This is a genomic window from Polaromonas sp. P1_A2 (genome assembly GCF_056406895.1).
The window spans coordinates 734,194-759,063 of the sequence record NZ_JBFTZI010000003.1 but is presented as its reverse complement, the minus strand read 5'-3'; the positions used below and the strand labels follow the sequence as shown (position 1 = coordinate 759,063).

Below are 24,870 nucleotides of genomic sequence, written 5' to 3'. Positions count from 1 at the left end.
GCCTTGTCTGGGTTTTAGGAAGGGGGTGTTAGTTCGAGTGTGCACCATTGGCCGTAGGCCGGTGCTTCTACTGGCCAATCGCTGGCTTGCTTGATCTGACGCACACCACGCGCAATCAGTTCCGCAGCGCGTATGACACCGGCGTGGGTGATCCATAGCGTGTCGGGCCGGCCCTGCAATTCGTCAAAGGCGGAGGCGACACGCGCCATGAACTGGCTGGTGCTTTCGCCGCTGCCGCCCGCGGCGTAGTTGGCAAAGCCGTCGGTCCAGGCCTGCAGTTCGGCGGGGGCAATGTCATTCCAGGCGCGGCCTTCCCAGGCGCCGAAGTCCATCTCCTGCAGCCGCGGGTCGCTGGTGCAGGCCAGGTCGGGCCGCAGTCCAGACAAGGCTTGCGCCAGTTGCGCGCAGCGCTGCAAAGGGGAATGGACGACGCGGATGCCGGCTGGAAGCAACTGTGCCAGCGCCTGCGCGCATTCGGCGGTCGCCGCGGTGTCGGCCGCCACGTCCCGCCTGCCGTAGCAGATGCCGGCGTCAACCAGCGGCGTTGCGTGGCGGGCCAGCCAGAGCTTCATGGCTTGCTGGCTGCCTTGGTCATGGAGGGAAGTGATGCGGTGGTCATGGAAAGGGGCTGCTGCTATGGCTGGGGCGTGAGGCAGTGCGTGCCGTGCGATGGGGCCCGCCATGCCCCATGGCCTATTCTAGAGCGGCACTGGCACGGCAAGCCCCCCGCGCCGCTGCGAGGCCAGCCGTGGACTGCCATCCCTCGCAGAACCGGCCGTGCTGTTCAAGCGCTAAGCCGCGTGCTGCAGCATCAGGTCAAGGTTTTGCACGGCCGCACCCGAGGCGCCTTTGCCCAGGTTGTCGAACACGGCGGCCAGCAGTACCTGGCCATGCTGCGGGTTGGCGAAAACGGCCAGCCGTAGCTGGTTGGTGCCGTTGAGCGCCTGCGGGTCCAGGTGCTGCGTGGCTTCAGCATCTTTTTGCGCCATCACCTCCACGTGCACGGCGCCTTCGTAGTGCTGCCGCAGGCAGGCTTGCAGCTGGTCGGCGGTAACGCCCGCCGACAACTGCCGCAGCAGCAAGGGGATGGTGAGCACGATGCCCTGGCGAAACGAGCCGTAGGCCGGCAGGAAGAAAGGCCGCTGTGCCAGGCCTGCGTGCTCCTGGATCTCGGGGACGTGCTTGTGGGCCAGCTCCAGGCCGTAGACCTGGAACATGGCCGCATGCGACGCACCCGTGCCTTCATGCGCGTCCACCCGCGCGCGGCCGCCGCCGGAATAGCCCGACACCGCGTGGATCGCCAGCGGATGGTCGGCGGGCACCAGGCCGGCCTTCACCAGCGGCAGCAGCAGGGCGATGGCGCCCGTGGGGTAGCAGCCGGGGTTGCTGACGCGCCGCGCGCTGGCGATGAGCCGGGACTGCTCCGTGCTCATTTCCGGGAACCCATAGACCCACTGCGGATCGGTGCGGTGCGCGGAGCTGGCATCAATCACACGCACGGCCGGGTTCACGATGGAGGCCGCCGCTTCGCGCGCGGGCCCGTCGGGCAGGCACAGCAGCGCGATGTCGCAGGCATTGATGGCCTGCGCACGGCGCGCGGGGTTCTTGCGGTCCTGCTCGGGCAGCGTGAGCAGGCTCAGGTCGTTTCGGCCCTGCAGGCGTTCATGGATCTGCAGGCCGGTGGTGCCTTGGTCGCCGTCGATGAAAACAAGGGGTGCGCCCATGTGTTGCTCCTGGTGGGGTGGATGGCTCAAGCCAAAGAAAGAAGGCGAATCTTCCGCGACCCCGTAGAATTTGAAAAGTTGAATTTCACAAACACCAACATCAGATTTACTGAACATCATGCGCGAACTCAACCTGGACCGGCTGCGCACGCTGGTCACCATCGCAGAACTGGGCTCGTTCGCCGAAGCCGCGCGTGTGCTGCACCTGGCCGCGCCCACGGTGAGCCTGCACATCGCCGACCTGGAAGCGCTGTGCGGCGCGCCCCTGCTGGTGCGCAAGCGCGGCGAAGTGCGCCCCTCGGGCGTGGGCGAGGCGCTGGTCGAGCGGGCGCGGCGCCTGCTGGCCGATGCGGACGAGGCCATGGAGGTGGTGCAGCGGCAGGTGCAGGGGCTGGCGGGCCGGGTACGGCTGGGCGCCTCCACGGGGGCGATTGCCCACTTGCTGCCGCAGGCCCTGGAGGGGCTGGGAGGGAACCATCCCGGCATCGACGTGCAGGTGGCCGTGCTTACTTCGCAGGACACCATGGCGCGGCTGGCGAACGGGTCGCTAGACGTGGGCCTGGTGGCGCTGCCGCAGGCGACGGTGCAAGGGGTGAAGGTAGTGCCCTGGCGGCGGGATCCGGTGATGGCCTTCGTGCCGTCGTCCTGGGCGGCACCCCAGCGCGCCACGCCGAAGTGGCTGGCGGCCCAGCCGCTGATCCTCAACGATGTGGGCACCAGCCTGTCGCGGCTGGGCGCTGAGTGGTTCGCGCTGGCGGGGGAGAACCCCAAGGCGCGCATCCAGCTCAACTACAACGACGCGATCAAGAGCCTGGTGGCTGCCGGCTACGGCGCCACGCTGCTGCCGCACGAGGCATCTTCCACCACGCCGCTGGACCCGCGCGTGCGCATGCTGCCCTTGCGCCCCGCGCTGTGGCGGTCGCTGGGCATTGCGCACCGGGCCGGCCCGGTGGAACGCGCGACGCAGCACGTGCTGGACGTGCTGTGGCAGCAGCGCCAGTCAGGGTCATAGGCTGATGGCCAGGCCGAAATAAAAAGCGATCTCGCAGACCTGCTGGGTCGCGCCCAGGCAGTCGCCGGTAAAACCCTGCAGCCGGCGCTTGAACATCCGCCCCATCCACAGCAAGGCCAGGAGGGCAAAGCTGCAGGCGACGATGAGGTTCAGGGCGTCCAATGCCAGGGCGGCCAGGGCCAGCGCGACGAAACACCAGGCAAAGCCGATCAGCAAGGCGCCCGGCGCAATCTGGTCGGCCAGCGGCTTGGATTTGGAGGCGGCGGTATCGCCCACATGCGGCAGCAGGTAAATCAGCAGCAGCGGCAGGCCGCGCGAGACGACGTGGCCCGTCCACAGCGCGGCGCAGATGTACCAGCCGGCAAAGGGCGCTTCCTCCCAGCCGGTGGGCGCGCCTTCGACCGAGCCGAGTATGGCCAGCAGGGACACCTTGGCGAACACGGCCAGCACCAGCGCCATGGCGCCGAAAGCGCCCACGCGCGAGTCTTTCATGATCTGCAGCGCGTGCTCCCGGTCGTGGCCGCCACCCAGGCCGTCGGCCGTGTCGGCCAGGCCGTCCTCATGAAAGCCCCCGGTCAGCAGCACGGTGGCGGCGGTGGACAGCACGGCGGCCACCAGCGGCGTGAAGGTGGTGTCGGGCAACAGGGCCTGCACCAGGGCGTACACGGCCGCGGCCACGGCGCCGGCGAGTATGCCTATGCCCGGGAAGTGCCCCGCGCTGGCGCGCAGCATCTCAGGGCTGTAGCCCACCCATTCGGCCAGCCGCCCGGTGATGGGGATGCGGGTGAAGAACTGCACGGCGAGCAAGTACTCGCGCACGAACTGGGCAATGGCGGTCATACGGCGCCCATGGCGGTTTACGCGCCTTCCTTGCCGCTCACGCCGGCGGACTCAAAGCTGGCCATCTCGCCCAGGAAGTTGCCCGCCGACTGCAGCAGCGGCCAGGCCAGCAGCGCGCCCGTGCCTTCGCCCAGGCGCAGGCCCAGGTCCAGCAGCGGGCTGGCCTTCAGGTGGGCCAGCAGCAGGCGGTGGCCGTGTTCGTCCCCGCGGTGGCAAAACACCATGTAGTCCTGCGCGGCGGGCGCCAGGGTTCGGGCCGCCAGCGCGGCGGCGCCGGCGATAAAACCGTCAACCAGCACCACGCGGCGCTCGCTCGCGGCCTTCAGCATGGCGCCGGCCATCATGGCGATTTCAAAGCCGCCCAGGGCGGCCAGCGCGGCCAGAGGATCGGTGGCGCCGGCGTGGCAGGCCAGGACATCCGCCAACACCCGGCGTTTGTGCGCGAGCTGGGCGTCGTCAAGCCCGGTGCCGCGGCCCGTGGCGTCTTCAATGCCGACGCCCGCCAGGCGTGCGAACAGCAGGGCAGCGGCAGAGGTGTTGGCAATGCCCATCTCACCGAAGGCGACGACATTGCCGGGCAGCTGGCCCACGATGTCCATGCCGGCCTGCAGGGCGGCGCGCACCTGCGCGGCCGTCATGGCGGGTTCCTGGCGGCTGTTGCGCGTGCCGTGCGCGATCTTGCGCGGCAGCAGCTGCGGGTGCGGTGCGAGTTCGGCCGCGACGCCGGCGTCCACCACCCGCAGGGCAAAACCATGCTGGCGGGCGAAGACATTGATGGCGGCGCCGCCGGCCAGCATGTTGCCGACCATCTGCACGGTGACGGCCTGCGGGTAGGCCGAAACGCCTTCGGCGGCGATGCCGTGGTCGGCCGCGAACACCACCATTTGCGGTTCGCGCAGTGTGATGTTTTCACTTTGCTGGATCAGCCCCAACTGCAGCGCCAGGTCTTCAAGCCGGCCAAGGGCGCCCAGCGGCTTGGTCTTGTGGGCTATCTTGTGCCGCAGCCTGGCCTCGAGCGAGGCGTCGGCGACGGGCTCAATCGCGGGCAGGGGCAGGATTGGAGAGTCGGGTGCGTTCATCGGTGATCAGCTTGAGGCAGGCGGGGCAGTAGCAGGATGGCGCGCTGCCTTCGGGTGACGGGGCGCGTTCGCCGGGAACCGGCATGACATGGGGCAGCTTGACGCACCAGCATTCGGCGTCTCCGGCCACCATGCCGCAGCGCAGGCCGGCGCCGCAGCGCGGGCACACCGAGGTGTTGGCCGATGCGGGCCTTGCCGAGGGTGCGCCTTGCGGGTTCATGGCGGCGTGGCCTAGCTTTGCAGGAAGAGCCGGTAAACCGGGTTGGCGGTTTCTTCGACGTGGGGGTAGCCCAGGGTGTCGAGGAATTCCTTGAAGGCCTTGTTGTCGGCCTTGGGCACCTGCAGGCCCACCAGGATGCGGCCGTAGTCGGCGCCCTGGTTGCGGTAGTGGAACAGGCTGATGTTCCAGCCCGGCCGCATGCTGGAGAGAAACTTCATCAGCGCGCCGGGCCGCTCGGGAAAGATGAAGCGCAGCAGGCGTTCGTCCTTGGAGAGGGCACTGTGCCCGCCCACCATGTGGCGGATGTGCTCCTTGGCGAGATCGTCGTGCGTGAGGTCCAGGGTCTTGAAGCCGTGGCGCGAGAAATTGGCGGCGATCCTGCCGCTCTCGCCCTTGGCCGAGGTGGTCAGGCCCACGAAGACATGGGCCTTGGCGTCGTCGCTGATGCGGTAGTTGAACTCGGTCACGCTGCGCGGCCCGCCGGGCAGCTCGCCTATGACCTCGCAAAAGCGGCGGAAGCTGCCGCGCTCTTCGGGAATGGTTACGGCGAACAGGGCTTCGCGCTCTTCGCCGACCTCGGCGCGCTCGGCGACAAAGCGCAGGCGGTCGAAGTTCATGTTGGCGCCGCACAGGATCGCCGCGTAGGTCTCGCCCTTGGTCTTGTGGGTGGCCACGTACTGCTTGACGGCGGCCACGGCCATCGCCCCCGAGGGCTCGACGATGCTGCGCGTGTCGACAAACACGTCCTTGATGGCGGCGCAGACCGCGTCGGTGTCGACGGTGATGAATTCATCGACCAGATCGCGGCTGATGCGGAAGGTTTCTTCGCCCACCAGCTTGACGGCCGTGCCGTCGGCGAACAGGCCGACATCGCTGAGGGTGACGCGTTTTTTCGCGTCGACGGACTGCCGCATGGCATCGGAGTCGTTGGTCTGCACGCCTATGACCTTGATCTCGGGGCGCACGGCCTTGATGTAATTGGCCACGCCGGAGATCAACCCGCCGCCGCCTATGGCCACGAACACGGCATCCAGCCGGCTGGAGCCCAGGCTTTGCAGCTGCATGAGGATTTCCATCGCGATCGTGCCCTGGCCGGCGATGACGTCGGGGTCGTCGAAAGGATGGACAAAGGTCAGGCCCTGCTTTTTCTCCAGCACCACGGCGTGGCCGTAGGCGTCCGAATAGCTGTCGCCGTGCAGCACGACCTCGCCGCCCCAGGCCCTGACCGCGTCGACCTTGAGCTGCGGCGTGGTGGTGGGCATGACAATGACCGCGCGCGTGCCCAGCTTTTGCGCGCTGAGGGCCACGCCCTGCGCGTGGTTGCCGGCCGAGGCGCAGATCACGCCTTTCTTGAGCTGCGCCGGGCTCAGGTGGGCCATCTTGTTGTAGGCGCCGCGCAGCTTGAAGCTGAACACCGGCTGCTGGTCCTCGCGCTTGAGCAGCACGGTGTTTTTCAGGCGCAGGCCCAGGTTCCTGGCGGGCTCGAGGCTGGACTCCACGGCCACGTCGTAGACGCGCGCCGTGAGAATCTTTTTCAGGTAGTCGGCGGGGCTGAGCGGCTTGCCGGGCTTGGCAGACGGGGCGGTTTTGGAGCGGGATGAGGCGGGTTTGGTCGGGGTGGGCATGTTTTTCTCGCAGCCTGACATCATAGTGGGGCGAGAAACCAGCGAAGAAGCGCCGCAAGAAGCCGTGCCGGCAAGAAAAAAGGCCCAGACCTTGCGGTCTGGGCCTGTAAATCCACCCTTAGAGGAGGTGGAGGAGACAACCAGTGCACAAAATACCTTGTGATGCCCGGGGCATCGGTATTGGTGCGATGATTTCAGTATAGCGGAGCAATGTTGCGCTGCACAATCTCTTGTGGCACAAACTCCACATTTTTCACGGTTTCAGTTATAAATTTTATGCATAAGGAGCGGGGTTTATGGAATGCACGGTGAGCTGGACGGGCAACAGCACTATCACGGGGTCTCGCTCCAACATGAGCTTTCTCGCCGAAACCGGCAGCGGCCACACCCTGGTGATGGACGGCGCGCCCGACGCGGACAAGCCCGAAAACGGCGGCGCCAACCTGGCGCCCCGGCCCATGGAAACGGTGCTGGCCGGCACCGGCGGCTGCACGGCCTATGACGTGGTGCTGATCCTCAAGCGCGGCCGCCAGGACGTGCGCGGCTGCTCGGTCAAGCTCAGCGCTGACAGGGCGCCGGTGGACCCCAAGGTGTTCACCAAGATCCACATGCACTTCGTGGTGACGGGTAAAGGCCTGTCCGCCAGCGCCGTGGAGCGCGCCGTGGCCATGAGCCACGACAAATACTGCTCGGCCACCATCATGCTGGCGAAAACCGCGGAGATCACCACCAGCTTCGAAGTGCTGGAGGTTTAAGCAAGCCGGACGGGGCGCTGCCGTTTCAGAGGTAGTGCGCCGTCGTGGTCATGACGCGCGCGGCCGAGCGCATCAGCGCCTTGACCGGCTCGGGCAGCTGCAGGGCGCCGGCCTGTTCGGCCTCAAGCGCATGCAGGGCCTCGTCGTCCTTCATCTGCGCCACGATGGCGCGAGACTCATGGTCGCCTTGCGGCAGGCGTTCCAGGTGGCCGGCCAGGTGGGCTTCGACCTGGCGTTCGGTCTCGACGACAAAACCCAGGCTCAGGCGGTCGCCCAGCCGGCTGGCGACCAGCCCCAGGCCGAAGGCGCCGGCATACCAGAGGGGGTTGAGCAGGGAGGGACGCGCGCCCAGTTCGTCCAAGCGAGCCTTGGTCCAGGCCAGGTGGTCGCCTTCCTCGCGGCTGGCCTGCAGAAAATGCTCACGCAGCGCCGGGTCGCGGGTGCCCAGCGCCTGCGCCGCGTACAGGGCCTGCGCGCAGACCTCTCCCACATGGTTGACCCGCATCAGCGCGCCCGACAAGGCCTTGTCCTGCAGCGCCAGCTCGGTTTTTTCACCGGGCACGGTGGGACAGGCGCGGCTGGCGCGGGGGGCGGCGAAAAGGGTGCGCAATGCGCCGTCGGCGGCATTCAGCGCGGTGTCGAGTGCGGTGGTCATGGCGCCATGTTAGCGCCGGGCCCCGGCTATGGCGAATGCCCATAAAAAAAGCCTCCGTGAGGAGGCTTTTTTGCGTAACCGGCCCGGTTTGAATCGGGCAGCGGGGTTCGGTTTAGAACGTGTGGCGGATGCCCAGGGCGATGTTGGTGGAGCCCACGCCGGCCGACGAGGTCACGCCGCCGAGGAAGCCGTTGCCGCCGGGTGCAACCTGGCCCTGGCCCTTGTTGTTGAAGCGGGTCAGCACGGCATTCAGGTTGGTGCGCTTGGACAGTGCGTAGGTGTAGGTGAAACCGTAGGAATCGGTATCGGCATTGACCGTGCGCTTGTCATCCAGGCGGTTGAAGGCCACCACCCAGGTGTGTGGGCCGGTGGTAAGGCGATAGCCGATGTGCATCAGACGGGCGTCCTGGCGGAAAGCGGCGTTGTAGGCATTCTGGAATGCCGAGCCGACGACCGCGCTGCCCGTGGAGGCTGTGACCGAAGCGCCAATTGTGGAGATGCCGGTTGGGTTGTCGTCCTTGATGGTGGCGTACTGGCCGTACAAGGTGCCGGGGCCAACGTCGACCGTGGCGCCGATGAGGTCGTTGGTCAGGGACTTCTGGCCCAGCTCGTTGTTCTTGCCGTTGTGGCCATAGCCCACCGAGAAGCCGTCGCCCTTGTAAGTGACCATGCCACCCCAGAACCGGCCTGCGGAGTTGCTTCCGGCAACTTCACCCGCACCGTACATCAGCAATGCGGTGACGCCGCCGGTCTGGATCGCGTATTGCAGGGTGTTGCTCAGGCGGATGTCAAATGCGGCGGGCAGGCTGGCGACCTGGCCGGCGGCCAGGCTGGACTGGGTTTGCGAAGCGTCAAACTGTGCGGCCACCAAATAACCGGGCGTGTACTGGCGGCCCAGCGTGAAGGCGCCGATGGGGGTCACCATGCCGACATAGGCCTGGCGGTCAAACAGGTTGCCGGCCAGGTTCACGCCGAATGCGCCGGTCGCGAGCGTGGTGTTCACGCTGGTGATGATCGCGTCGCGGGTTGCGACAGGAATCGGAAGGCCCGCGACACCGGCGGCCACCGAGGTGGCGACGCGGTCAGGCATCTGGGTGCCGGAGTTCGGGCGGTTCGTCACGGAACCGGTGTCCAGTTCCAGGCGGTTTTCGAGGGTGAAGATGGCCTTGTAGCCGCCGCCGATGTCTTCCGAGCCGCGAAGGCCGAAGCGCGAACCTTCCATGATGCCGCTGGCAATCGTGCTGACGGAGCCTTGGCGCAGGCCGCTCACGTGGTTATAGCCTGCGTCAAGAATGCCGTAGACGGTCACGGTGCTTTGCGCCATGGCGGCCGAGGTGGACAAAAGTCCCATGATCGCAGTTGCAACGAGGGTCAGTTTTTTCATGGAGTCTCCAGGAGTTTTATTGAATAAAAAATCGGTGATTGGCGGGAAAATCTTGACGCCCGTCCTTACCCTGCAGGCCGTCTTTGTGAAGGAAAGATTAATGGCGATGGGGTGAACCGTAAAGAGTGCCACTACGGGGGGTATCACTTTCGCGACAGGGGAAAACCCGAGGTTTTTGCCGGCCCGGCAAAGCTCAAAAAAAAGCCGGGCAACGCCCTCATTTCCGGTTCATTCCCTCTGTGGCTGCGGCTTCCGCGTCCGGCCGGGGGCTGGTTCGGCGCCCTGTCGGCGGATGCCCCGAATGCGGCTTAGGGCGTGGGCTCTATTTTGGCCGGCCCGTGGTAAGTGAGCCACATTCCGGCGAATCACCGCGGCGGTTCGGCGAGAACCGCTTGCCGCGGTGTCTTCGGGATTGCTATGGAAGACCGGAAATCGAACGCAAGCTGTTGCTTGCTGCCGGGCTTTCACCAAAACGATGCATGCCGCGAAAAAAGCGCCATTTTGGTGTGTTCGCGCAGCATCAAAAGGCATATCGAGCCAAAGTGACGCCCTGCTGAAAGGCGCAACACCCGATGTGTCGCGAGACACCAACAATCGGGCGTGAAAGTTGCTAATAGAGCGACAAGGGCTTTGTGTGATTTGTGACAGATCGATTTAAATCGACCTGGGGTAGTCAGAAAGCCCTTTAAATGTTCGCAATTTTTATGTGTTCATGTGTTCCCCACCTTTTTGGAGATTTTTAATGATGAAGAAAAGCCTAGTCGCCTTGGCAGTGCTGGCCGTTTCCGGCGTGGCATCCGCCCAGTCCACCGTGACCATCTACGGTCTGGTGGACGCATGGGTCGGTACCGTGAAGGACAACAACATCAGCCAGTCCGGCGTGAACGTCCCACATCCTTTCTCCGGCAGCGGCGGTGGTCTGCAGACCAGCCGTTTCGGCCTGAAGGGCTCTGAAGACCTCGGTGGCGGCCTGAAAGCCAACTTCCTGCTGGAAGCCGGCTTCGACCCCAGCACCGGTGCTGCCAACAACTACACCAACCCCTACACCAACGCAGTTTCCACCGCGGTCTTCGGCCGTCAGGCATGGGTTGGCGTTTCCGGCGGCTTCGGTGAACTGAAGCTCGGCAAGATGTGGACCCCTTACGACATGGTCAAGGGTTCTGGCGCCGCTGGCTTTGACTCGCTGCTGTTCGCACCTTCCACCAGCGTGTGGGCCAGCAACAACTACTCGGACCGTCCCGGCAACTCGATCTACTACCAGACCCCGGACATCAGCGGTTTCTCCGCCGCCGGTATGTACAGCTTCGGTGAAAACAAGACCGCCGCTGTCGGCGCCGGCAAAATCATCAGCTTTAACGTTGCTTACGCAAACGGCCCCATCGGCGCTTCGCTGGCTTACCAGAGCGAAAAAGCCAATGCCGCTGCCACCGCAGTCAAGTACACGCAGTTGAACGGTTCCTATGACTTCGGCGTGGTCAAGCTGCTCGGCGCTTACGGCAACGTGAAGAACGGCGTCAGCCCCGTGACCGCCCTGGCAACGGACAAGACCAAGGAATACCAGATCGGCCTGGATTTCCCTGTTTCCAGCACCTTCACGCTGTCCGGCGGTTATGCCCGCTCCAAGAGCACCCGCCTGGCTGGCGCTCCTGACCTGAAGCGCACCGGCTACGGTGTGGCAGGCCTGTATGCACTGTCCAAGCGTTCGAACCTGTACGCTGGCGTGCAGACCGGCAAGGAAACCAATTCCGGCGTGGCTGATCGCAAGACCACCACCTACGGCGTTGGCATCCGCCACACGTTCTGATCCAGGTTTGACCTGAGCCTTAAGCTCAACCCCGCCCTGGCGCGGGGTTGCGTGGAAAGCCGCTTCCTTGAAGCGGCTTTTTTTGTTGGTTTGGCCGAAGCCAGCCAAAAAACCGGGTTTTGGCGGGCCGGAATCCCCGGTTTGCGCGGGCGTTGTTTCTTTTCCACTGTCAGCCCTTTGTTTGTGGTTTGAGCACAACGGCTTGCCTGTTTTTTCGGGCATTCCTTTGCGAATTGAAGCCCAGTCTGGTGCAATAGAGCCAACTTCCCGAAAGGGGGTTGGCCCGGGTCTCTGGTGGAGCCATGAAGACGCAAGTCCGAAATGGTCCCCGTGCCGGAGCCCTATGTTTAACCTTGGAGAAACTCTCAATGAAAAAGACCCTTATCGCTTTGGCCGCACTCGGCGCGATGGCTGGTGCAGCACAAGCTCAGTCGACCGTGACCATCTATGGTCTGCTCGACGCCAACATCGGCAGCTACAAGACCAACCAGGTCAACGGCGCCGCAATCTCCGGCCTGAGCCAGGCCAAAATTGACTCCGGCGGCCTGAACGGTTCGCGTTGGGGCATTCGCGTCAGCGAAGACATCGGCGGCGGCATGGCTGTCATCGGTAACCTCGAAAGCGGCTTCAACATCGACGCCGGCTCTTCCGCTCAAGGCGGCCTGCTGTTCGGCCGTCGCGCCAACGTGGGTATCTCCAGCGGCTTCGGTACCGTGACCATCGGTCGCAACTCCAGCTCCTACGACGACGTGTCTGGTGACCACGCCATGATGGGCGCTACGCTGTTCGATCCTTCGAACACCAACAACGGCTTCAGCACCGCTCAAGCTGCTGCCATCGGTACCCTGGCTGGCAATGCTGTTCTGCTGAACCACGGCGGCAACGGCTCTGGCGCTCACGTGACCTGGGTTGGTTACAACACCCGCTTCAACAACAGCGTCAAGTACGTTTCGCCTAACTTCGGTGGCTTCACCGGCTCGTTCATGTACGCCTTCGGCGAAGACAAGACCGCAGCTGTCAGCGCAAGCAACACGGTTTCCGCTTACCTGAAGTACGCAAATGGTCCTCTGCTGATTTCCGGCGGCTACCAGTCTGAAGGCGCTGCTCGCACCGCCACGACCAAGCCTGCTCTGACCAACACGCTGCTGAACGTTTCCTATGACTTCGGCGTCGCTAAAGTCGGCTTCGGTGCCAACCGCGCCAAGTTCAAGGACGTCATCACCACGTTCAGCCCAACTGGCGTTGCAGTTGCTGCCCACGAACTGGCTGCACAGAAGGAATACAGCCTGAGCGTTGCAGTGCCTCTGGGCGCAACGACCCTGAGCGCTGGCTATGCACGTTCCAAGGGTGACGATCTGGGTTCCAGCACCGGCTGGGGCGTCCAAGCTCTGTACTCTTTGAGCAAGCGCACCACCCTGTACACGGGTGCCGTCAGCACGAAGAACTACTCGAACGTTGCTGCCAACACGATGATCATTGCTCCTACCAGCAGCATCACCCGTACCACCACGTACGCAGCTGGCATTCGCCACACGTTCTAATTTGAAGCTGGCGTAAGCCAGTTTCTTATGAGAATCCAAAAGCCGCCTCGGGGAAACCCGAGGCGGCTTTTTTTATGGAAAAAGCCGTACGGGTTTTTGAAACTTTTCCACGCCCGCCGCGTTGAGTTATCTGGTTCCTTGCTTTTTCATGTGCATCAAGGCCGCAAGCCTGGCAGCCTCCCCGATTGCCCGCCATTTTTTTCATGACCACATCGCCGCCTTTTTTCTTCTTGAGCACGCTGCGCACCCTTATGGTCATCAGCTGCCTGTTTTTGCTGGCCGCCTGCGCGGGAATAGAAACAAGCGTGCCCGCAACCAGCCAGGATGTGCAGTGGACCTCGGCGTCGCCCTTGAATTCCAATGCAAGCCCTCTTTTAAACCCCGAAACGGTGAAATGGCAGCACTGCGCATTTCCGGGTAAAAAATCCACGCGTTACCGGGCGGTTCGCCTGGACGGACGCGATGCCGTCCTCAGTGAGTCAGACAGCGCCGCCAGCATGCTGCGGCAACATTTGCGGGTCGAGCCTTCGGAGCTGGGCAAACTGGGCTTCTCCTGGAAGGTGCCCACGATGATTTCCGGCGCCGACATGACGCAGCGCGACAGCGACGACTCTCCGGTGCGTGTGCTGCTGGCCTTCGAGGGCGACCGTTCCAAGTTCTCCGCCAAAAACGCCATGCTGTCCGAGCTGGCATTGGCCTTGACCGGTGAGCCTATGCCCTATGCGACCCTCATGTATGTGTGGGGTACCCACAGCGCGCCGGAAAGCGTGCTCATCAATCCGCGTACCGACCGCATCCGCAAGCTGGTGCTGGAGTCCGGGCCCGCGCGGCTGGGCCGCTGGCTCGACTACGAGCGCGACATCCGCGCCGATTATGAGAAAGCCTTCGGCGAAGCACCGGGTGCGCTGGTCGGCATTGCCATCATGACGGACAGCGACAACACGCGGCAAAAGGCCTCGGCATGGTATGGCCCTGTCAGATTGATGAGCAAGCCCTTGAACGCCACAGCCGTCCCCGGCATGACTGCCGCATCGGCCAGGGCTTCACAAAACCCTGTGTTTGCACCGCCATCCCTTCAAGACTAGTATTCAAACCGCTGAACTCGGAACCTCACTGACATGCGCGCTCCGGCCACCCTTCCAAGCCTTCCAGCTGCCTCCTCCCTCCCATCCACCGCGGCAGACAGCCCCGATAACGCTGATAGTTCCGACCGGCCGCCCCAACTGCGCGCCAGCGGCCGTGCCTTCGCGCAGATCGTGCAGTACCACCCCGAACTGACGGCCTTCCGGCGCGACCTGCATGCCCATCCCGAACTCGGCTTCGAAGAGGTCTATACCTCCAGCCGCGTTGTGCATGCGCTCAAGCTGTGCGGGGTTGACGAGGTGCACACCGGCATCGGCAAGACCGGTGTGGTGGCTGTCATCAAGGGCCAGCAGCCCGCCAAGGCTGGCGCAAGGCCCATGGTGGGCCTGCGCGCCGACATGGACGCGCTGCCCATGACCGAGCACAACGAGTTCGGCTGGAAGTCTTCCAAGGCCGGCCTGATGCACGGCTGCGGCCACGACGGCCACACCACCATGCTGGTGGGTGCCGCCCGCTACCTGGCTGAGACGCGCAACTTCGCTGGCGACGCCGTGCTGGTGTTCCAGCCCGCGGAAGAGGGGCGCGGCGGGGCCGACGCGATGATCAAGGACGGCCTGTTCGAGCGCTTTCCGGTGCAAGCGATCTACGCCATGCACAACTGGCCCGCGATGCGGCCCGGCACCATAGGCATCAACCCCGGTCCCATGATGGCCGCGGCCGACCGCATCACCATCGAGGTCACCGGCAAGGGCGGCCACGGTGCACACGCTTACCTGACGGTGGATCCGGTGCTGGTGGCCGCTCACATCATCACAGCGGTGCAAAGCATTGTGTCGCGCAACGTCAAGGCCATGGACAACGCCGTGATCAGCATTTGCGCCGTGCAGGCGGGCGACCTGGGCGCCATGAGCGTGGTGCCCGAAACGGCCATGCTGGTGGGCACGGTGCGCACTTTCAAGCCCGAGGTGCAGAACCTGGTCGAGCGCCGCCTCAAGGAATTGTGCGCGGCCGTGGCCCAGGGCTTCGGCGCCACGGCTACCGTGAAGTACGAACGCATTTACCCGGCCACCATCAATTCGCCGGCCGAGTACGCGCTGGCCACCGCCGTGGCGGACCAGCTTGTGGGTGCCGAAAACGTGGTGAGCAATCTTGAACCCAGCATGGGCTCGGAGGACTTTTCCTTCATGCTGCGCGTCAAGCCCGGCGCCTACCTGCGCCTGGGCCAGGGCGAACAGCTGCCCGACGGCAAGGGCGGCACCACCGGCGGCGTGGGCAGCCGCTTTCTGCACAACAGCTGCTATGACTTCAACGACAGCGTGCTGCCGCTGGGCTCGGCGCTGTTCGCGGGCATTGTGGAGCGTTCGCTGCCGCTGGCCTGAGCTCAGGCGTAGCGCTTGTTGCGCAGGTTGTTCTTCATTTCCTTGAGCAGTGGTTGCAGTTTGCTGCCTATGCGCAGCGCCACGCAGGTCGCCAGGATGTCGACGATCATCAGGTGCATGAGGCGCGACACCATGGGGCTGTAGCGGTCATAACCCTCGGGGTGGTCGGCCGCCAGGTGGATGTTGCCGGCCGCCGCCAGCGGTGAACCGGTGACGGTGATGACGATGGTGGTGGCGCCGTTTTTCCGCGCGATGTCGCAGGCGTCCATCAGGTCGCGCGTGCGGCCCGAGTTGGAAATCACCACCACGCAGTCGCCCGGGCCCAGCAGCGAGGCGCTCATGACCTGCATGTGGCCGTCGCTGTAGGCGATGCTGGTGATGCCCAGGCGAAAGAACTTGTGCTGCGCATCCTGCGCCACGATGCCCGAGTTGCCCACGCCGAAAAACTCGATGCGTTTGCCGGTGTTGTAGGTCGCCAGCAAGGCGTCGGCGGCCCTTTCCACGGCCACCGAACTCGCATCGTTGCGGTACTTCAAAAACGCCGCCACGGTGTTGTCTATCACCTTGACCATCACGTCGGCGGTCTTGTCGTCGGCGTCCACGCTCCGGTGGATGAAGGGTACGCCCTCACTCACACTGCCAGCCAGCTTGAGCTTGAAGTCCGACAGGCCGTCATAACCCATGCTGCGGCAAAAGCGCACCACGGTGGGCTTGCTCACATGCGAGCGGCCGGCCAGCTCGGTGATCGGCAGGTTGGCAAAGGCCCGCGGGTCGGACAGCACAAGGCGGCCCACGCGTTGTTCGGCGGGGGCTAAGGAGGAAAGAGACGCCTTGATTCGGTCGAGCATGCTCAGCACTCCTCAGACCAGCAATATCCGTCTCTGGCGATCATCGCGCTCGCCGCGCTAGGCCCCCAGCTGCCGGCGGCATAGGGCCTCGGCGCGCCGGAATCGTTGCTCCAGCTGTCCAGGATGGGCTCCACCCAGCGCCAGGCTTCTTCCTGTTCGTCGCTGCGCACAAAAAGGTTGAGCCGCCCGTCGATCACATCCAGCAACAGCCGCTCATAGGCGCCCACGCGTTCGGAGCCGAAACGTTTGTCGAAATCCAGGTCCAGCTGCACAGGCGCCAGCGAGGGCGTGCCACGGCGCTGGTCGGCACCCTGGGCCAGCAGGTGCAGCTCCAGGCCGTCCTTGGGCTGCAGGTTGATGACCAGCCGGTTGGCCACGTTGGAGCCGGAGGTGGAGGCCTTGAAAATCGCGTGCGGTGCCGGCCGGAAGTTGACCTCGATGTGCGCATCGCGTCCGGCCAGGCGCTTGCCGGTGCGGATGTAAAAGGGCACGCCGGCCCAGCGCCAGTTGGCGATCTCGGTGCGCAGGGCGACAAAGGTTTCGGTCCGGCTATCGGGGGGTACGCCTTTTTCGTCGCGGTAGCCCGGCACGGCCTCGCCGTCGATGTTGCCGGCCGCGTACTGGCCGCGCACCACGTGCTGGCCCAGTGTTTCCGGCGTCCAGGGCTTGAGCGAGCGCAGCACCTTGAGCTTTTCGTCGCGGATGGCGTCGGCGTGCGAGTTGATGGGTGGCTCCATGCCGATGGCGCACAGCAGCTGCAGCGCGTGGTTTTGCACCATGTCGCGCAGCGCGCCCGTGCTGTCGTAGAAGGCCCCGCGTTTTTCCACGCCCAGGTCCTCGGCGATCGTGATCTGGATGTTGGCGATGGTCTCGCGGCGCCACAGCGGCTCGAACAGCGAATTGCCGAAGCGCAGTGCGAACAGGTTTTGCACCGAGGGCTTGCCCAGGTAGTGGTCAATGCGAAAGATCTGTTGCTCGCTGAGCACGCCGCGTACCGTCTTGTTGATGGCGCGGTTCGAGGCCAGGTCATGGCCCAGCGGTTTTTCCAGCACCACGCGGGTCTGCGGGCCGTTCAGGCCGGCGGCGGCGATCTGCTCGCACACCGTGGTGAACAGGCTGGGCGCCGTCGCCACATACATCACCACCACATCGGCCGGCCGCTGCTGCAGCCTGGCGGCCAGCCCCGCGTAATCCGCCGGGTTGGACAAATCCATGCGCAGGTAGCCCAGCAGCGCGGCAAAGCGCGAGAATTCCTCCTCGCTGGGGCGCTTGGCCAGCTCGACGTTGTCAAAGCGGGACTTGATCAGCGCCCGGTACTGGTCGTCGGACAGATCGTCGCGCGCCACACCCACAATGCGCCCGCCGGCCGGCAGTGAGCCATGGCGAAAGGCCTGGAACAGGGCCGGCATGATCTTGCGCCACACCAGGTCGCCGGTGCCGCCGAAAAGGATGAGGTCAAAACTCATGGTAAAAAAGTGTCTTGGTAATTAAGTTTCATATTCTATGGGCATAATGGTAACTCGACCCTGAACCCGCGCGATGCACGCCTCCAGGTGCTCCCGCGGTGTTTCATCCGGACCACTTTCGCGTTTTTGCCCAGCATCCCTGCCATGACCCAACTTGACGCCCTCAAACAGTTCACCACCGTGGTTGCCGACACCGGTGATTTCAAGCAACTGGGGCAGTTCAAGCCGCAGGACGCCACCACCAACCCCTCGCTGATCCTCAAGGCGGTGCAAAAGGCCGACTACCAGCCCTTGCTCAAGGACACCGTGGCCCGCTTCAAGGGGCGCGCGCTCGACGAAACCATGGACCGCCTGCTGGTGCGCTTCGGCTGCGAAATCCTCTCCATCATTCCGGGCCGCGTCTCGACCGAAGTCGATGCGCGCCTGAGCTTTGACGCCAATGCCACCTACACGCGAGGCGAGCGCATCGTCGAGCTCTACCAGGCCGAGGGCGTACACATAGACCGCGTGCTGATCAAGGTCGCCGCCACCTGGGAGGGTATACAGGCGGCCGAAAAGCTCGAACAGCGCGGCATCCACACCAACCTCACCCTGCTGTTCTCATTCGCCCAGGCGGTGGCCTGCGGCCAGGCCAAGGTGCAGCTGATCTCGCCCTTCGTCGGCCGCATCTACGACTGGTACAAAAAATCCGCCGGCGCGGCCTGGGACGAGGCTGCGATGGCCGGCGCCAATGACCCCGGCGTCAAGTCGGTGCGCGAGATCTACAACCATTACAAACACTTCGGCATCGCCACCGAGGTGATGGGCGCGAGTTTTCGCAACGTGGGCCAGATCACCGCGCTGGCCGGCTGCGACCTGCTGACCATCAGCCCCGAGCTGCTGGGCCAATTGGCGGCTTCCGACGCGCTGCTGCCCTGCGCGCTGGACGCCAAGGCGGCCGCCGCGCTGGACCTGCCCGCCGTCAACTACGACGAAGCGGGTTTTCGCTACGCGCTCAATGAAGACGCCATGGCCACCGAAAAGCTGGCCGAGGGCATACGCGCCTTCGCGGTCGACGCCGTGAAGCTCGAACAGCTGATGCTGGCGGCCTGAGGCATGGCCGTGCAGCCAAGACCCCGCTGCGACCGCACGCCGGCCTGGGCCGCGCTGCAGGGCTGCTTCGACACCCAGGGAAAATCCTTTGACCTGCGCCGGGCCTTCGCGGCCGACGCGGGGCGCTTTGCGCATTTCAGCCAGGAAGCGCCGCATGTTTTTGCCGATCTCTCCAAAAACCTGATCGACACGACCAGCGAGACTCTGCTTCTGGATCTGGCCGCGCAATGCCGGCTCGAGCAGCACCGCGATGCCATGTTTGCCGGCGAGCTGATCAATGGCACCGAGCAGCGCGCCGTCAAGCATTTTTTATTGCGGAGCCCGGCCGCCGCCGGCATGGACGGCGACCTCGCGCGGGTGCATGAAACCCTGGACGCCATGCTGGCCTATGCCGAGCAACTGCGCGCCGACGCGGCCATCACCGACATCGTCAACATCGGCATAGGCGGCTCCGACCTCGGCCCGCAGATGGCGGTGCTGGCGCTGGCTGAATTCGCCATCCCCGGCAAGCGGTTGCACTTTGTCTCCAACGTCGACGGCGGTGAGCTGGCCGGCGTGCTGCAGGGGCTCAAGCCGCAAAACACGCTGTTCCTGGTGGCGTCCAAGACCTTCACCACCACCGAGACCATGACCAATGCGCATTCGGCCAGGCGCTGGTTTGAATCGCAGGGCGGCACGGATGTTGGCCGGCATTTCGCGGCCCTCACGACCAATGTCGCGGCGGCCCATGCTTTCGGCATCAAGACTAGCTTCGGCTTCTGGGACTGGGTGGGCGGGCGCTATTCGCTCTGGTCGGCCATAGGTTTGCCGATTGCCATCGCCATAGGCGCGGCCGGCTTTCGCGAGCTGCTGGCCGGCGCGCATGCCATGGACGAACACTTCCGCACGGCGCCGCTGGCGCGCAACCTGCCGGTGCGCCTGGGCTTGCTCGACGTCTGGTATCGCAATTTCTACGGCTTCAGCAGCCGCAGCATCGCGCCCTACAGCAGTGCCTTGCGGCGCCTGCCGGCCTATTTGCAGCAGCTTGAAATGGAAAGCAACGGCAAGCGTGTCGATGCCGACGGTCGGGCCTTGCCTTTTGCCACCTCGCCCGTGCTGTGGGGCGAGCCCGGCACCAACGGCCAGCACGCTTATTTCCAGATGCTGCACCAGGGCAGCTCGGTGGTGCCGGTGGAATTCGTCGCCGTCAAACAGGCCGGCCATAGCCTGCCCGGCCATCACGCCACTTTGCTGGCCAATGTGCTGGCCCAGGCGCAGGCCTTGATGCAGGGAAAGGACGATGTGGGTGGCCACAAACATTTTCCCGGCAACCGGCCCAGCACCTTCTTGCTGCTGGAGCGGCTCACGCCCGCCAGCCTGGGGGCGCTGGTCGCGCTGCAGGAGCACCGCGTGTTTGTCAGCGGCGCGATCTGGGGCATCAACAGCTTCGACCAGTGGGGCGTCGAGCTCGGCAAGGTGCTGGCCAGGGACATAGAGCCGCGCCTGCAAAGCGGTGACCTGTCCGGCCTTGACGGCTCGACGGCGGGCCTGTTGCGCAAGATTTCCGGCTGATTCGCGCAAAACCGTGCTTTTTTCCCTGACGGGAGCGCGCGGTTTCGTGGTCAACTTGCCGCTTCGCTGATTTTTTCGATGATTTCGCATGATGTCTTTACCCGTCACGCCTTGCCGAGTTTTTCCCCGTTTTTCGATGTTCGCCGCGGCGCTGCTCACGGCAGCGCTGGCCGCCGGCTGCGCGACGCGCGCCCTTGATGCTGAGGACGCCGACACCGACGAGCCCGTCAGCCAGGGCGGCACCGTGGGTGTGGCCGAAGGGGTGACCGGCACGGCCTGGGCCGAGATGTCGGCACCGCCCAAAGCCGGGGAGCTCAAGCCCGACGACCTTCGGTGGGAGATCTTCCGCGTGCCCGGCAAGCAGCCGGCCAGCTACAGCTATGTGCGCCATGAAGGCCGCGACGCGGTGCTCGCGAAGGCCGAGGCCTCCGGCAGCATCCTGCGCCATCGCCACCGCATTGAGCCGGACCAGCTGGGCCTTGTGCGCTTTTCCTGGAACGTGCCCAACGCGGGCGCGGGTGCCAACGCCGCGCTGCCGCAGCTCGAGGATGTGCCGGTGCGGGTGGTGCTCGCTTTCGAAGGCGACCGCTCGCGGCTGTCGATGAAAAACGCCATGCTGTCGGAGCTGAGCCGCCTGCTGACCGGCGAGGAAATGCCGTTCGCGACCCTGGTCTATTCGTGGTCGCGGGTCAAGCAGCCCGGTGAGGTCGTCGTCAATGATCGCACCGACCGCATCCGCAAGATCGTGGTCGATTCGGGTGACCACGGTTACAACGAATGGCGCAGCTACGAGCGCGACATCCGCGCCGACTACCGCAAGGCTTTTGGCGAAGACCCGGGCGCCTTGCTGAGCTTCGCGGTCTTTACCGAAGGTGAAAGGGACGAAGGCCAGCTGCAGGCCTTCTACGGGCCGCTCAAGCTCATACCCGCTTCGGCTTCGGCCGTCGCGAGCAAGTAGCGCCGCGTCAGCGCCCGCTCAACGCGGGGCGGCGGCCCTGCTCAAAACTTGTAGCCCAGTTGCAGGGTGAAGCAGTTGGGATCGAGCACCACGTCAATCGTCTGGCCCGTGCTCAGCGTGCCGCGGGTTTTCAGCAGCGTCTTGGTGTAGCTGCCTTCCACAAACCATTTGTCATTGAGGTTGTAGACGCCTCCGACCTGGAAGGAGGGGGCCAGCTTGGATTTGAAGGACACGCCGGTGGGCGGGCCGCCGGGGTTGGTCAGCGCGGTCAGCAGGGCGCTACCCTGCTCCTTGTAAAAGCGTACATACGACAGGCCGGCGCCCAGGTAGGGCCGGAACCGGGCTTCGGCCTCGAAAAAGCGGTACTGGCCTATCAGCGTGACCGGCAGCGCCCGGGTGTCGGCCACCTTGCCGAAACCCGCGAGCGTGCCGTCGCCGGTGACGTCATGCCGGAAACCCAAGCCCAGCGGCAGGTGCAGGTTGAGGTGCTCGGTGGCCATGTAGTTGATCGCGCCCGTCACCCGGGTGTCGTTGCTGACGCCCACACGCACGTTGGGTATGTTGCCCGTCAGGGTGCCGCTGTCCACGGAAGGCCTGATGCGCGTGACGCCGGCCGACAAAGACCAGGTGCCGGCCTGTTGCGCGAAAGCGGGGAATGTGGACGAGGCCATGATGGCCGCGGCAATCAGGTGTTGTCTGGAAAAGGGCATGGCGAGTCCGGTGATGTGGCTGGGTGACTGTTTTAAGGTGTTGGAGGTTCATCCAGGGGATCGGTGTCAATGTCATGGTAGCGGCAAGCGCCGGTGCGCGCTGGCTTGCATGGGGGTTTTGTCCCGGCGATGAAGCGCAGACGCAACGGCTTTTGTCGATTGAAAACGTTCTTCGTACAAGGTTTATACGGATGCGTGCAATGTGGTTTTGTCCCGCCAAATCGACTGCAGCGCCAGCCCCCGGCCGTCGCGGTAGCCCCGCGAGGCGCGCCGCATTATCATGCGGCAGGGAATTCACCCTGTTAACACCTTGCGAGGAGGACTACTGTCATGAATTTTGGCCAAGCCATCTCTACCTGTTTTTCCAAGTACGTCACGTTTACCGGACGGGCATCGCGTCCGGAATTCTGGTGGTTTTTCCTGTTCCAGATCATCGTCCTGATCGTCACCGGCATGATCAGCAACATCCTGTACGGCATCGCCGCCCTGGCCATGCTGCTGCCGGGAATCGCGGTGGGTGTGCGCCGCCTGCATGACATCGGCAAGACCGGCTGGTTGCTGCTGATCGGCCTGATCCCGTTGGTCAACCTGTTGCTGCTGTACTGGTGCGTTCAGCCTTCGGAAGGTCCCAACCAGTATGACGAAGGCGCCGCGCCGGCTGTGCCTGCCGCCGGCCCGACGGGCGAGCAATAGAAAGCAAGCATAAAAAAAGGGCCGCGAAAGCGGCCCTTTTTGATGGAGCGAGAAGCTCAGGCGGGCATTACATGCCCATGTCGCCCATGCCGCCCATACCACCCATGCCGCCTGGCATGCCGCCGCCGGCAGCTGCTTCGTCCTTTGGAGACTCGGCCACCATGGCTTCGGTCGTCAGCATCAGCGATGCCACGGAAGCGGCGTTCTGCAGTGCGGTGCGGGTGACCTTGGTGGGATCCAGGATACCCATTTCGATCATGTCGCCGTAGGTGTCGTTGGCCGCATTGAAGCCGTAATTGCCCTTGCCGCCGAGAACCGCATTGACCACCACGGAGGCTTCGCCGCCTGCGTTGTAGACGATTTCGCGCAGGGGGGCTTCAATGGCGCGCAGCACCAGCTTGATACCGGCGTCCTGGTCGGCGTTGTCGCCCTTGATGGCGCCAGCAGCCTGCTTGGCGCGCAGCAGCGCGACGCCGCCGCCGGCCACAATGCCTTCTTCCACGGCAGCGCGGGTGGCGTGCAGCGCGTCTTCCACGCGAGCCTTCTTTTCCTTCATTTCGACTTCGGTGGCTGCGCCGACCTTGATCACGGCAACACCGCCGGCCAGCTTGGCCACGCGCTCTTGCAGTTTTTCGCGGTCGTAGTCGCTGGTCGCTTCCTCGATCTGGACGCGCACTTGCTTGACGCGTGCTTCGATGTCGGCGGCGGCGCCGGCGCCGTCGATGATGATGGTGTTTTCCTTGCCCACTTCGATGCGCTTGGCCTGGCCGAGGTCGGCCAGCGTCACTTTTTCGAGCGACATGCCGACTTCTTCAGCGATGACCTTGCCGCCGGTCAGGACAGCGATGTCTTCCAGCATGGCCTTGCGGCGGTCGCCGAAGCCGGGAGCCTTGACAGCCACGACCTTCAGGATGCCGCGCAGGGTGTTCACCACCAGGGTTGCCAGGGCTTCGCCCTCGACTTCTTCGGCGATGATCAGCAGTGGACGGCCGGCCTTGGCGACTTGCTCCAGGGTGGGCAGCAGGTCGCGGATGTTGCTGATCTTCTTGTCGTAGAGCAGCACAAAGGGGTTGTCCAGCAGCGCGGACTGCTTTTCAGGGTTGTTGATGAAGTAAGGGGAGAGGTAGCCGCGGTCGAACTGCATGCCTTCGACGACGTCGAGTTCGTTTTGCAGGGACTTGCCGTCTTCCACGGTGATCACGCCTTCCTTGCCAACCTTGTCCATCGCGTCGGCAATGATCTTGCCGATGGATTCGTCGGAGTTGGCGGAAATCGAGCCGACCTGGGCGATTTCCTTGGAGGTGGTGGTGGGCTTGGAGGCCTTCTTGAGCTCTTCGGTCAGGGCCAGCACGGCCTTGTCGATACCGCGCTTCAAGTCCATGGGGTTCATGCCGGCGGCAACGTACTTCATGCCTTCGCGGACGATGGCTTGTGCCAGGACGGTGGCGGTGGTGGTGCCGTCGCCGGCGTTGTCGGAGGTCTTGGAAGCGACTTCCTTGACCATCTGCGCGCCCATGTTCTGCAGCTTGTCCTTCAGTTCGATTTCCTTGGCGACGGACACACCGTCCTTGGTCACCGTGGGGGCGCCGAACGAGCGCTCCAGAACCACGTTACGGCCTTTGGGGCCCAGGGTTACCTTGACGGCGTTGGCCAGGATGTTCACACCCTCGACCATGCGTGCGCGGGCTTCGCCGCCGAAAATGACGTCTTTTGCTGCCATGTTTAATTCTCCAGAATTCAGTTAATAAGGGGTTTGTGGTGAAGATTTACTTTTGTCTCCGGCCGGGCCTTTCGGCCCTTAACTTCGCTTCGCAAAGTTAGCCTCGACGAAAATAATTCGCATTGCGAATTATTTTTCAACCACTGCAAACAGGTCTTCTTCTTTCATGACGAGCAGTTCGTCGCCGTCGACCTTGACGGTCTGGCCGCTGTATTTGCCGAACAGCACGCGGTCGCCCACTTTGACGCCCACGGGGCTCAGTTCGCCCTTGTCGTTCTTTTTGCCGGGGCCAACGGCCAGCACTTCGCCTTGATCAGGCTTTTCAGCGGCGCTGTCGGGAATGACGATGCCGGAAGCGGTTTTGGTTTCGTTTTCCACGCGTTTGACGATCACGCGGTCGTGCAAAGGACGAAGTTTCATGAGAGCTCCTTGTTTGAGAACACTGGGTTTGGGGAATCAAAAAGCACCCGCGTAAAGTGGGTGCTTGTTAACTTTGGTGGATTGATGAGGCCTTGTTAGCACTCAATACCATCGAGTGCTAATCATAGGGGCAATTCGGGGCGTTTTCAAGGCGACGCGCTGGAAAATCCTGTTTTCAAGTGTGCAGCGGGACGCTGTGGCGTGGGCTGGGCCCCCGTTGCCACCCGGCGCCAAGGGATTGGCCTGGATGCCGGGCGTGCGCCCGATCCGAGCTTGTCCTACACCGAATTCCTCTGCCGCTGACGACCTGC

General features: G+C 64.2%; 24 protein-coding genes. 10 read left to right on the top strand and 14 right to left on the bottom strand.

Going from position 1 to position 24,870, the window contains the following annotated elements; translation table 11 throughout:
* Nucleotides 1-14: 14 nt before the first annotated feature.
* Both AC1D09_RS15650 and argC read right to left on the bottom strand, forming a co-directional pair.
* Nucleotides 15-572, bottom strand: coding sequence for a histidine phosphatase family protein (locus AC1D09_RS15650; protein ID WP_477660999.1), 558 nt, complete (start codon nt 570-572; stop codon nt 15-17).
* A 219-nt stretch (nt 573-791) separates the two neighbouring features.
* On the bottom strand, nt 792-1,724 hold the full coding sequence (gene argC, locus AC1D09_RS15645; RefSeq protein ID WP_477661000.1) for an N-acetyl-gamma-glutamyl-phosphate reductase: 933 nt from the start codon (nt 1,722-1,724) through the stop codon (nt 792-794).
* A 118-nt stretch (nt 1,725-1,842) separates the two neighbouring features.
* Here argC and AC1D09_RS15640 point away from each other — a divergent pair, with 118 nt between their 5' ends.
* Nucleotides 1,843-2,736, top strand: coding sequence for a LysR family transcriptional regulator (locus tag AC1D09_RS15640; protein WP_477661001.1), 894 nt, complete (start codon nt 1,843-1,845; stop codon nt 2,734-2,736).
* Here AC1D09_RS15640 and AC1D09_RS15635 read toward each other — a convergent pair.
* The 4 genes from AC1D09_RS15635 to ilvA are packed head-to-tail and all read right to left on the bottom strand — an operon-like array spanning nt 2,731 to nt 6,500.
* Nucleotides 2,731-3,576, bottom strand: coding sequence for an adenosylcobinamide-GDP ribazoletransferase (locus tag AC1D09_RS15635; protein WP_477661002.1), 846 nt, complete (start codon nt 3,574-3,576; stop codon nt 2,731-2,733). The genes AC1D09_RS15640 and AC1D09_RS15635 overlap by 6 nt on opposite strands.
* A gap of 17 nt (nt 3,577-3,593) precedes the next feature.
* Nucleotides 3,594-4,655, bottom strand: a complete 1,062-nt coding sequence (cobT, locus tag AC1D09_RS15630; RefSeq protein ID WP_477661003.1) for a nicotinate-nucleotide--dimethylbenzimidazole phosphoribosyltransferase — start codon at nt 4,653-4,655, stop codon at nt 3,594-3,596.
* The gene (locus AC1D09_RS15625) at nt 4,612-4,875 is read right to left on the bottom strand and encodes a cysteine-rich CWC family protein (RefSeq protein WP_477661004.1); all 264 of its coding nucleotides are present in this window, start codon (nt 4,873-4,875) and stop codon (nt 4,612-4,614) included. Before AC1D09_RS15625 ends, cobT begins: the two co-directional genes overlap by 44 nt.
* Nucleotides 4,876-4,886: 11 nt before the next feature.
* Nucleotides 4,887-6,500 (bottom strand): threonine ammonia-lyase, biosynthetic, encoded by a 1,614-nt coding sequence (gene ilvA / locus AC1D09_RS15620; protein ID WP_477661005.1) that lies wholly within the window; start codon nt 6,498-6,500, stop codon nt 4,887-4,889.
* A 296-nt stretch (nt 6,501-6,796) separates the two neighbouring features.
* Here ilvA and AC1D09_RS15615 point away from each other — a divergent pair, with 296 nt between their 5' ends.
* Nucleotides 6,797-7,255, top strand: coding sequence for an OsmC family protein (locus tag AC1D09_RS15615; protein WP_477661006.1), 459 nt, complete (start codon nt 6,797-6,799; stop codon nt 7,253-7,255).
* 25 nt (nt 7,256-7,280) lie between these two features.
* Here the strand turns inward: AC1D09_RS15615 and coq7 are convergent, their stop codons facing one another.
* Together coq7 and AC1D09_RS15605 are read right to left on the bottom strand one after the other, a co-directional pair.
* Nucleotides 7,281-7,910, bottom strand: coding sequence for a 2-polyprenyl-3-methyl-6-methoxy-1,4-benzoquinone monooxygenase (gene coq7, locus AC1D09_RS15610; RefSeq protein ID WP_477661007.1), 630 nt, complete (start codon nt 7,908-7,910; stop codon nt 7,281-7,283).
* A 112-nt stretch (nt 7,911-8,022) separates the two neighbouring features.
* Nucleotides 8,023-9,294 (bottom strand): porin, encoded by a 1,272-nt coding sequence (locus tag AC1D09_RS15605; protein WP_477661008.1) that lies wholly within the window; start codon nt 9,292-9,294, stop codon nt 8,023-8,025.
* Nucleotides 9,295-10,036: 742 nt separating this feature from the next.
* Here AC1D09_RS15605 and AC1D09_RS15600 point away from each other — a divergent pair.
* Nucleotides 10,037-11,098, top strand: a complete 1,062-nt coding sequence (locus AC1D09_RS15600) for a porin (protein WP_477661009.1) — start codon at nt 10,037-10,039, stop codon at nt 11,096-11,098.
* 368 nt (nt 11,099-11,466) lie between these two features.
* Nucleotides 11,467-12,639 carry a porin gene (locus tag AC1D09_RS15595; protein WP_477661010.1) on the top strand — a complete coding sequence of 391 codons (1,173 nt, stop codon included), beginning with the start codon at nt 11,467-11,469 and terminating at the stop codon, nt 12,637-12,639.
* A gap of 25 nt (nt 12,640-12,664) precedes the next feature.
* Here the strand turns inward: AC1D09_RS15595 and AC1D09_RS15590 are convergent, their stop codons facing one another.
* Nucleotides 12,665-13,069: a hypothetical protein gene (locus AC1D09_RS15590; RefSeq protein ID WP_477661166.1), complete on the bottom strand. Its 405-nt coding sequence runs from the start codon at nt 13,067-13,069 to the stop codon at nt 12,665-12,667.
* On the opposite strand from AC1D09_RS15590, the gene AC1D09_RS15585 reads away from it, so the two are divergent.
* Entirely contained in the window at nt 12,966-13,724 is a 759-nt protein-coding gene (locus AC1D09_RS15585; protein WP_477701132.1) for a DUF3047 domain-containing protein, read from the top strand. The genes AC1D09_RS15590 and AC1D09_RS15585 overlap by 104 nt on opposite strands.
* Nucleotides 13,725-13,757: 33 nt before the next feature.
* A complete protein-coding gene (locus AC1D09_RS15580) occupies nt 13,758-15,101 on the top strand; it encodes a M20 aminoacylase family protein (protein WP_477661012.1) in 1,344 nt (447 codons plus the stop codon).
* 2 nt (nt 15,102-15,103) lie between these two features.
* Here the strand turns inward: AC1D09_RS15580 and AC1D09_RS15575 are convergent, their stop codons facing one another.
* Together AC1D09_RS15575 and zwf are read right to left on the bottom strand one after the other, a co-directional pair.
* Entirely contained in the window at nt 15,104-15,949 is an 846-nt protein-coding gene (locus AC1D09_RS15575) for a MurR/RpiR family transcriptional regulator (protein WP_074577870.1), read from the bottom strand.
* A gap of 2 nt (nt 15,950-15,951) precedes the next feature.
* Nucleotides 15,952-17,415 carry a glucose-6-phosphate dehydrogenase gene (gene zwf / locus AC1D09_RS15570; protein ID WP_477701125.1) on the bottom strand — a complete coding sequence of 488 codons (1,464 nt, stop codon included), beginning with the start codon at nt 17,413-17,415 and terminating at the stop codon, nt 15,952-15,954.
* Between the two features lie 144 nt (nt 17,416-17,559).
* Between zwf and tal the strand changes: the two genes are divergently transcribed.
* The 3 genes from tal to AC1D09_RS15555 all read left to right on the top strand — a co-directional run bounded on the left by tal (nt 17,560) and on the right by AC1D09_RS15555 (nt 21,016).
* Nucleotides 17,560-18,507 (top strand): transaldolase, encoded by a 948-nt coding sequence (gene tal, locus AC1D09_RS15565; protein WP_477661014.1) that lies wholly within the window; start codon nt 17,560-17,562, stop codon nt 18,505-18,507.
* Between the two features lie 3 nt (nt 18,508-18,510).
* Nucleotides 18,511-20,058, top strand: coding sequence for a glucose-6-phosphate isomerase (gene pgi / locus AC1D09_RS15560; protein WP_477661015.1), 1,548 nt, complete (start codon nt 18,511-18,513; stop codon nt 20,056-20,058).
* A gap of 136 nt (nt 20,059-20,194) precedes the next feature.
* The gene (locus AC1D09_RS15555) at nt 20,195-21,016 is read left to right on the top strand and encodes a DUF3047 domain-containing protein (protein WP_477701124.1); all 822 of its coding nucleotides are present in this window, start codon (nt 20,195-20,197) and stop codon (nt 21,014-21,016) included.
* A gap of 41 nt (nt 21,017-21,057) precedes the next feature.
* Here the strand turns inward: AC1D09_RS15555 and AC1D09_RS15550 are convergent, their stop codons facing one another.
* The gene (locus tag AC1D09_RS15550; protein WP_477661017.1) at nt 21,058-21,726 is read right to left on the bottom strand and encodes an OmpW/AlkL family protein; all 669 of its coding nucleotides are present in this window, start codon (nt 21,724-21,726) and stop codon (nt 21,058-21,060) included.
* A gap of 330 nt (nt 21,727-22,056) precedes the next feature.
* On the opposite strand from AC1D09_RS15550, the gene AC1D09_RS15545 reads away from it, so the two are divergent.
* Nucleotides 22,057-22,419: a DUF805 domain-containing protein gene (locus AC1D09_RS15545; RefSeq protein WP_477661018.1), complete on the top strand. Its 363-nt coding sequence runs from the start codon at nt 22,057-22,059 to the stop codon at nt 22,417-22,419.
* 67 nt (nt 22,420-22,486) lie between these two features.
* Here AC1D09_RS15545 and groL read toward each other — a convergent pair whose 3' ends face one another.
* Both groL and AC1D09_RS15535 read right to left on the bottom strand, forming a co-directional pair.
* On the bottom strand, nt 22,487-24,139 hold the full coding sequence (gene groL / locus AC1D09_RS15540) for a chaperonin GroEL (RefSeq protein ID WP_477661019.1): 1,653 nt from the start codon (nt 24,137-24,139) through the stop codon (nt 22,487-22,489).
* 129 nt (nt 24,140-24,268) lie between these two features.
* Nucleotides 24,269-24,559 carry a co-chaperone GroES gene (locus AC1D09_RS15535; RefSeq protein WP_007872916.1) on the bottom strand — a complete coding sequence of 97 codons (291 nt, stop codon included), beginning with the start codon at nt 24,557-24,559 and terminating at the stop codon, nt 24,269-24,271.
* Between the last annotated feature and the right edge of the window lie 311 nt (nt 24,560-24,870).

What these genes read in the sequence shown, in the direction of transcription:
- AC1D09_RS15650 (WP_477660999.1), bottom strand. Translation starts at nt 572, where the DNA reads ATGAAGCTCTGGCTGGCCCGCCACGCAACGCCGCTGGTTGACGCCGGC.
- argC (WP_477661000.1), bottom strand. Translation starts at nt 1,724, where the DNA reads ATGGGCGCACCCCTTGTTTTCATCGACGGCGACCAAGGCACCACCGGC.
- AC1D09_RS15640 (WP_477661001.1), top strand. Translation starts at nt 1,843, where the DNA reads ATGCGCGAACTCAACCTGGACCGGCTGCGCACGCTGGTCACCATCGCA.
- AC1D09_RS15635 (WP_477661002.1), bottom strand. Translation starts at nt 3,576, where the DNA reads ATGACCGCCATTGCCCAGTTCGTGCGCGAGTACTTGCTCGCCGTGCAG.
- cobT (WP_477661003.1), bottom strand. Translation starts at nt 4,655, where the DNA reads ATGAACGCACCCGACTCTCCAATCCTGCCCCTGCCCGCGATTGAGCCC.
- AC1D09_RS15625 (WP_477661004.1), bottom strand. Translation starts at nt 4,875, where the DNA reads ATGAACCCGCAAGGCGCACCCTCGGCAAGGCCCGCATCGGCCAACACC.
- ilvA (WP_477661005.1), bottom strand. Translation starts at nt 6,500, where the DNA reads ATGCCCACCCCGACCAAACCCGCCTCATCCCGCTCCAAAACCGCCCCG.
- AC1D09_RS15615 (WP_477661006.1), top strand. Translation starts at nt 6,797, where the DNA reads ATGGAATGCACGGTGAGCTGGACGGGCAACAGCACTATCACGGGGTCT.
- coq7 (WP_477661007.1), bottom strand. Translation starts at nt 7,910, where the DNA reads ATGACCACCGCACTCGACACCGCGCTGAATGCCGCCGACGGCGCATTG.
- AC1D09_RS15605 (WP_477661008.1), bottom strand. Translation starts at nt 9,294, where the DNA reads ATGAAAAAACTGACCCTCGTTGCAACTGCGATCATGGGACTTTTGTCC.
- AC1D09_RS15600 (WP_477661009.1), top strand. Translation starts at nt 10,037, where the DNA reads ATGATGAAGAAAAGCCTAGTCGCCTTGGCAGTGCTGGCCGTTTCCGGC.
- AC1D09_RS15595 (WP_477661010.1), top strand. Translation starts at nt 11,467, where the DNA reads ATGAAAAAGACCCTTATCGCTTTGGCCGCACTCGGCGCGATGGCTGGT.
- AC1D09_RS15580 (WP_477661012.1), top strand. Translation starts at nt 13,758, where the DNA reads ATGCGCGCTCCGGCCACCCTTCCAAGCCTTCCAGCTGCCTCCTCCCTC.
- AC1D09_RS15575 (WP_074577870.1), bottom strand. Translation starts at nt 15,949, where the DNA reads ATGCTCGACCGAATCAAGGCGTCTCTTTCCTCCTTAGCCCCCGCCGAA.
- zwf (WP_477701125.1), bottom strand. Translation starts at nt 17,415, where the DNA reads ATGAGTTTTGACCTCATCCTTTTCGGCGGCACCGGCGACCTGGTGTGG.
- tal (WP_477661014.1), top strand. Translation starts at nt 17,560, where the DNA reads ATGACCCAACTTGACGCCCTCAAACAGTTCACCACCGTGGTTGCCGAC.
- pgi (WP_477661015.1), top strand. Translation starts at nt 18,511, where the DNA reads ATGGCCGTGCAGCCAAGACCCCGCTGCGACCGCACGCCGGCCTGGGCC.
- AC1D09_RS15555 (WP_477701124.1), top strand. Translation starts at nt 20,195, where the DNA reads ATGTTCGCCGCGGCGCTGCTCACGGCAGCGCTGGCCGCCGGCTGCGCG.
- AC1D09_RS15550 (WP_477661017.1), bottom strand. Translation starts at nt 21,726, where the DNA reads ATGCCCTTTTCCAGACAACACCTGATTGCCGCGGCCATCATGGCCTCG.
- AC1D09_RS15545 (WP_477661018.1), top strand. Translation starts at nt 22,057, where the DNA reads ATGAATTTTGGCCAAGCCATCTCTACCTGTTTTTCCAAGTACGTCACG.
- groL (WP_477661019.1), bottom strand. Translation starts at nt 24,139, where the DNA reads ATGGCAGCAAAAGACGTCATTTTCGGCGGCGAAGCCCGCGCACGCATG.
- AC1D09_RS15535 (WP_007872916.1), bottom strand. Translation starts at nt 24,559, where the DNA reads ATGAAACTTCGTCCTTTGCACGACCGCGTGATCGTCAAACGCGTGGAA.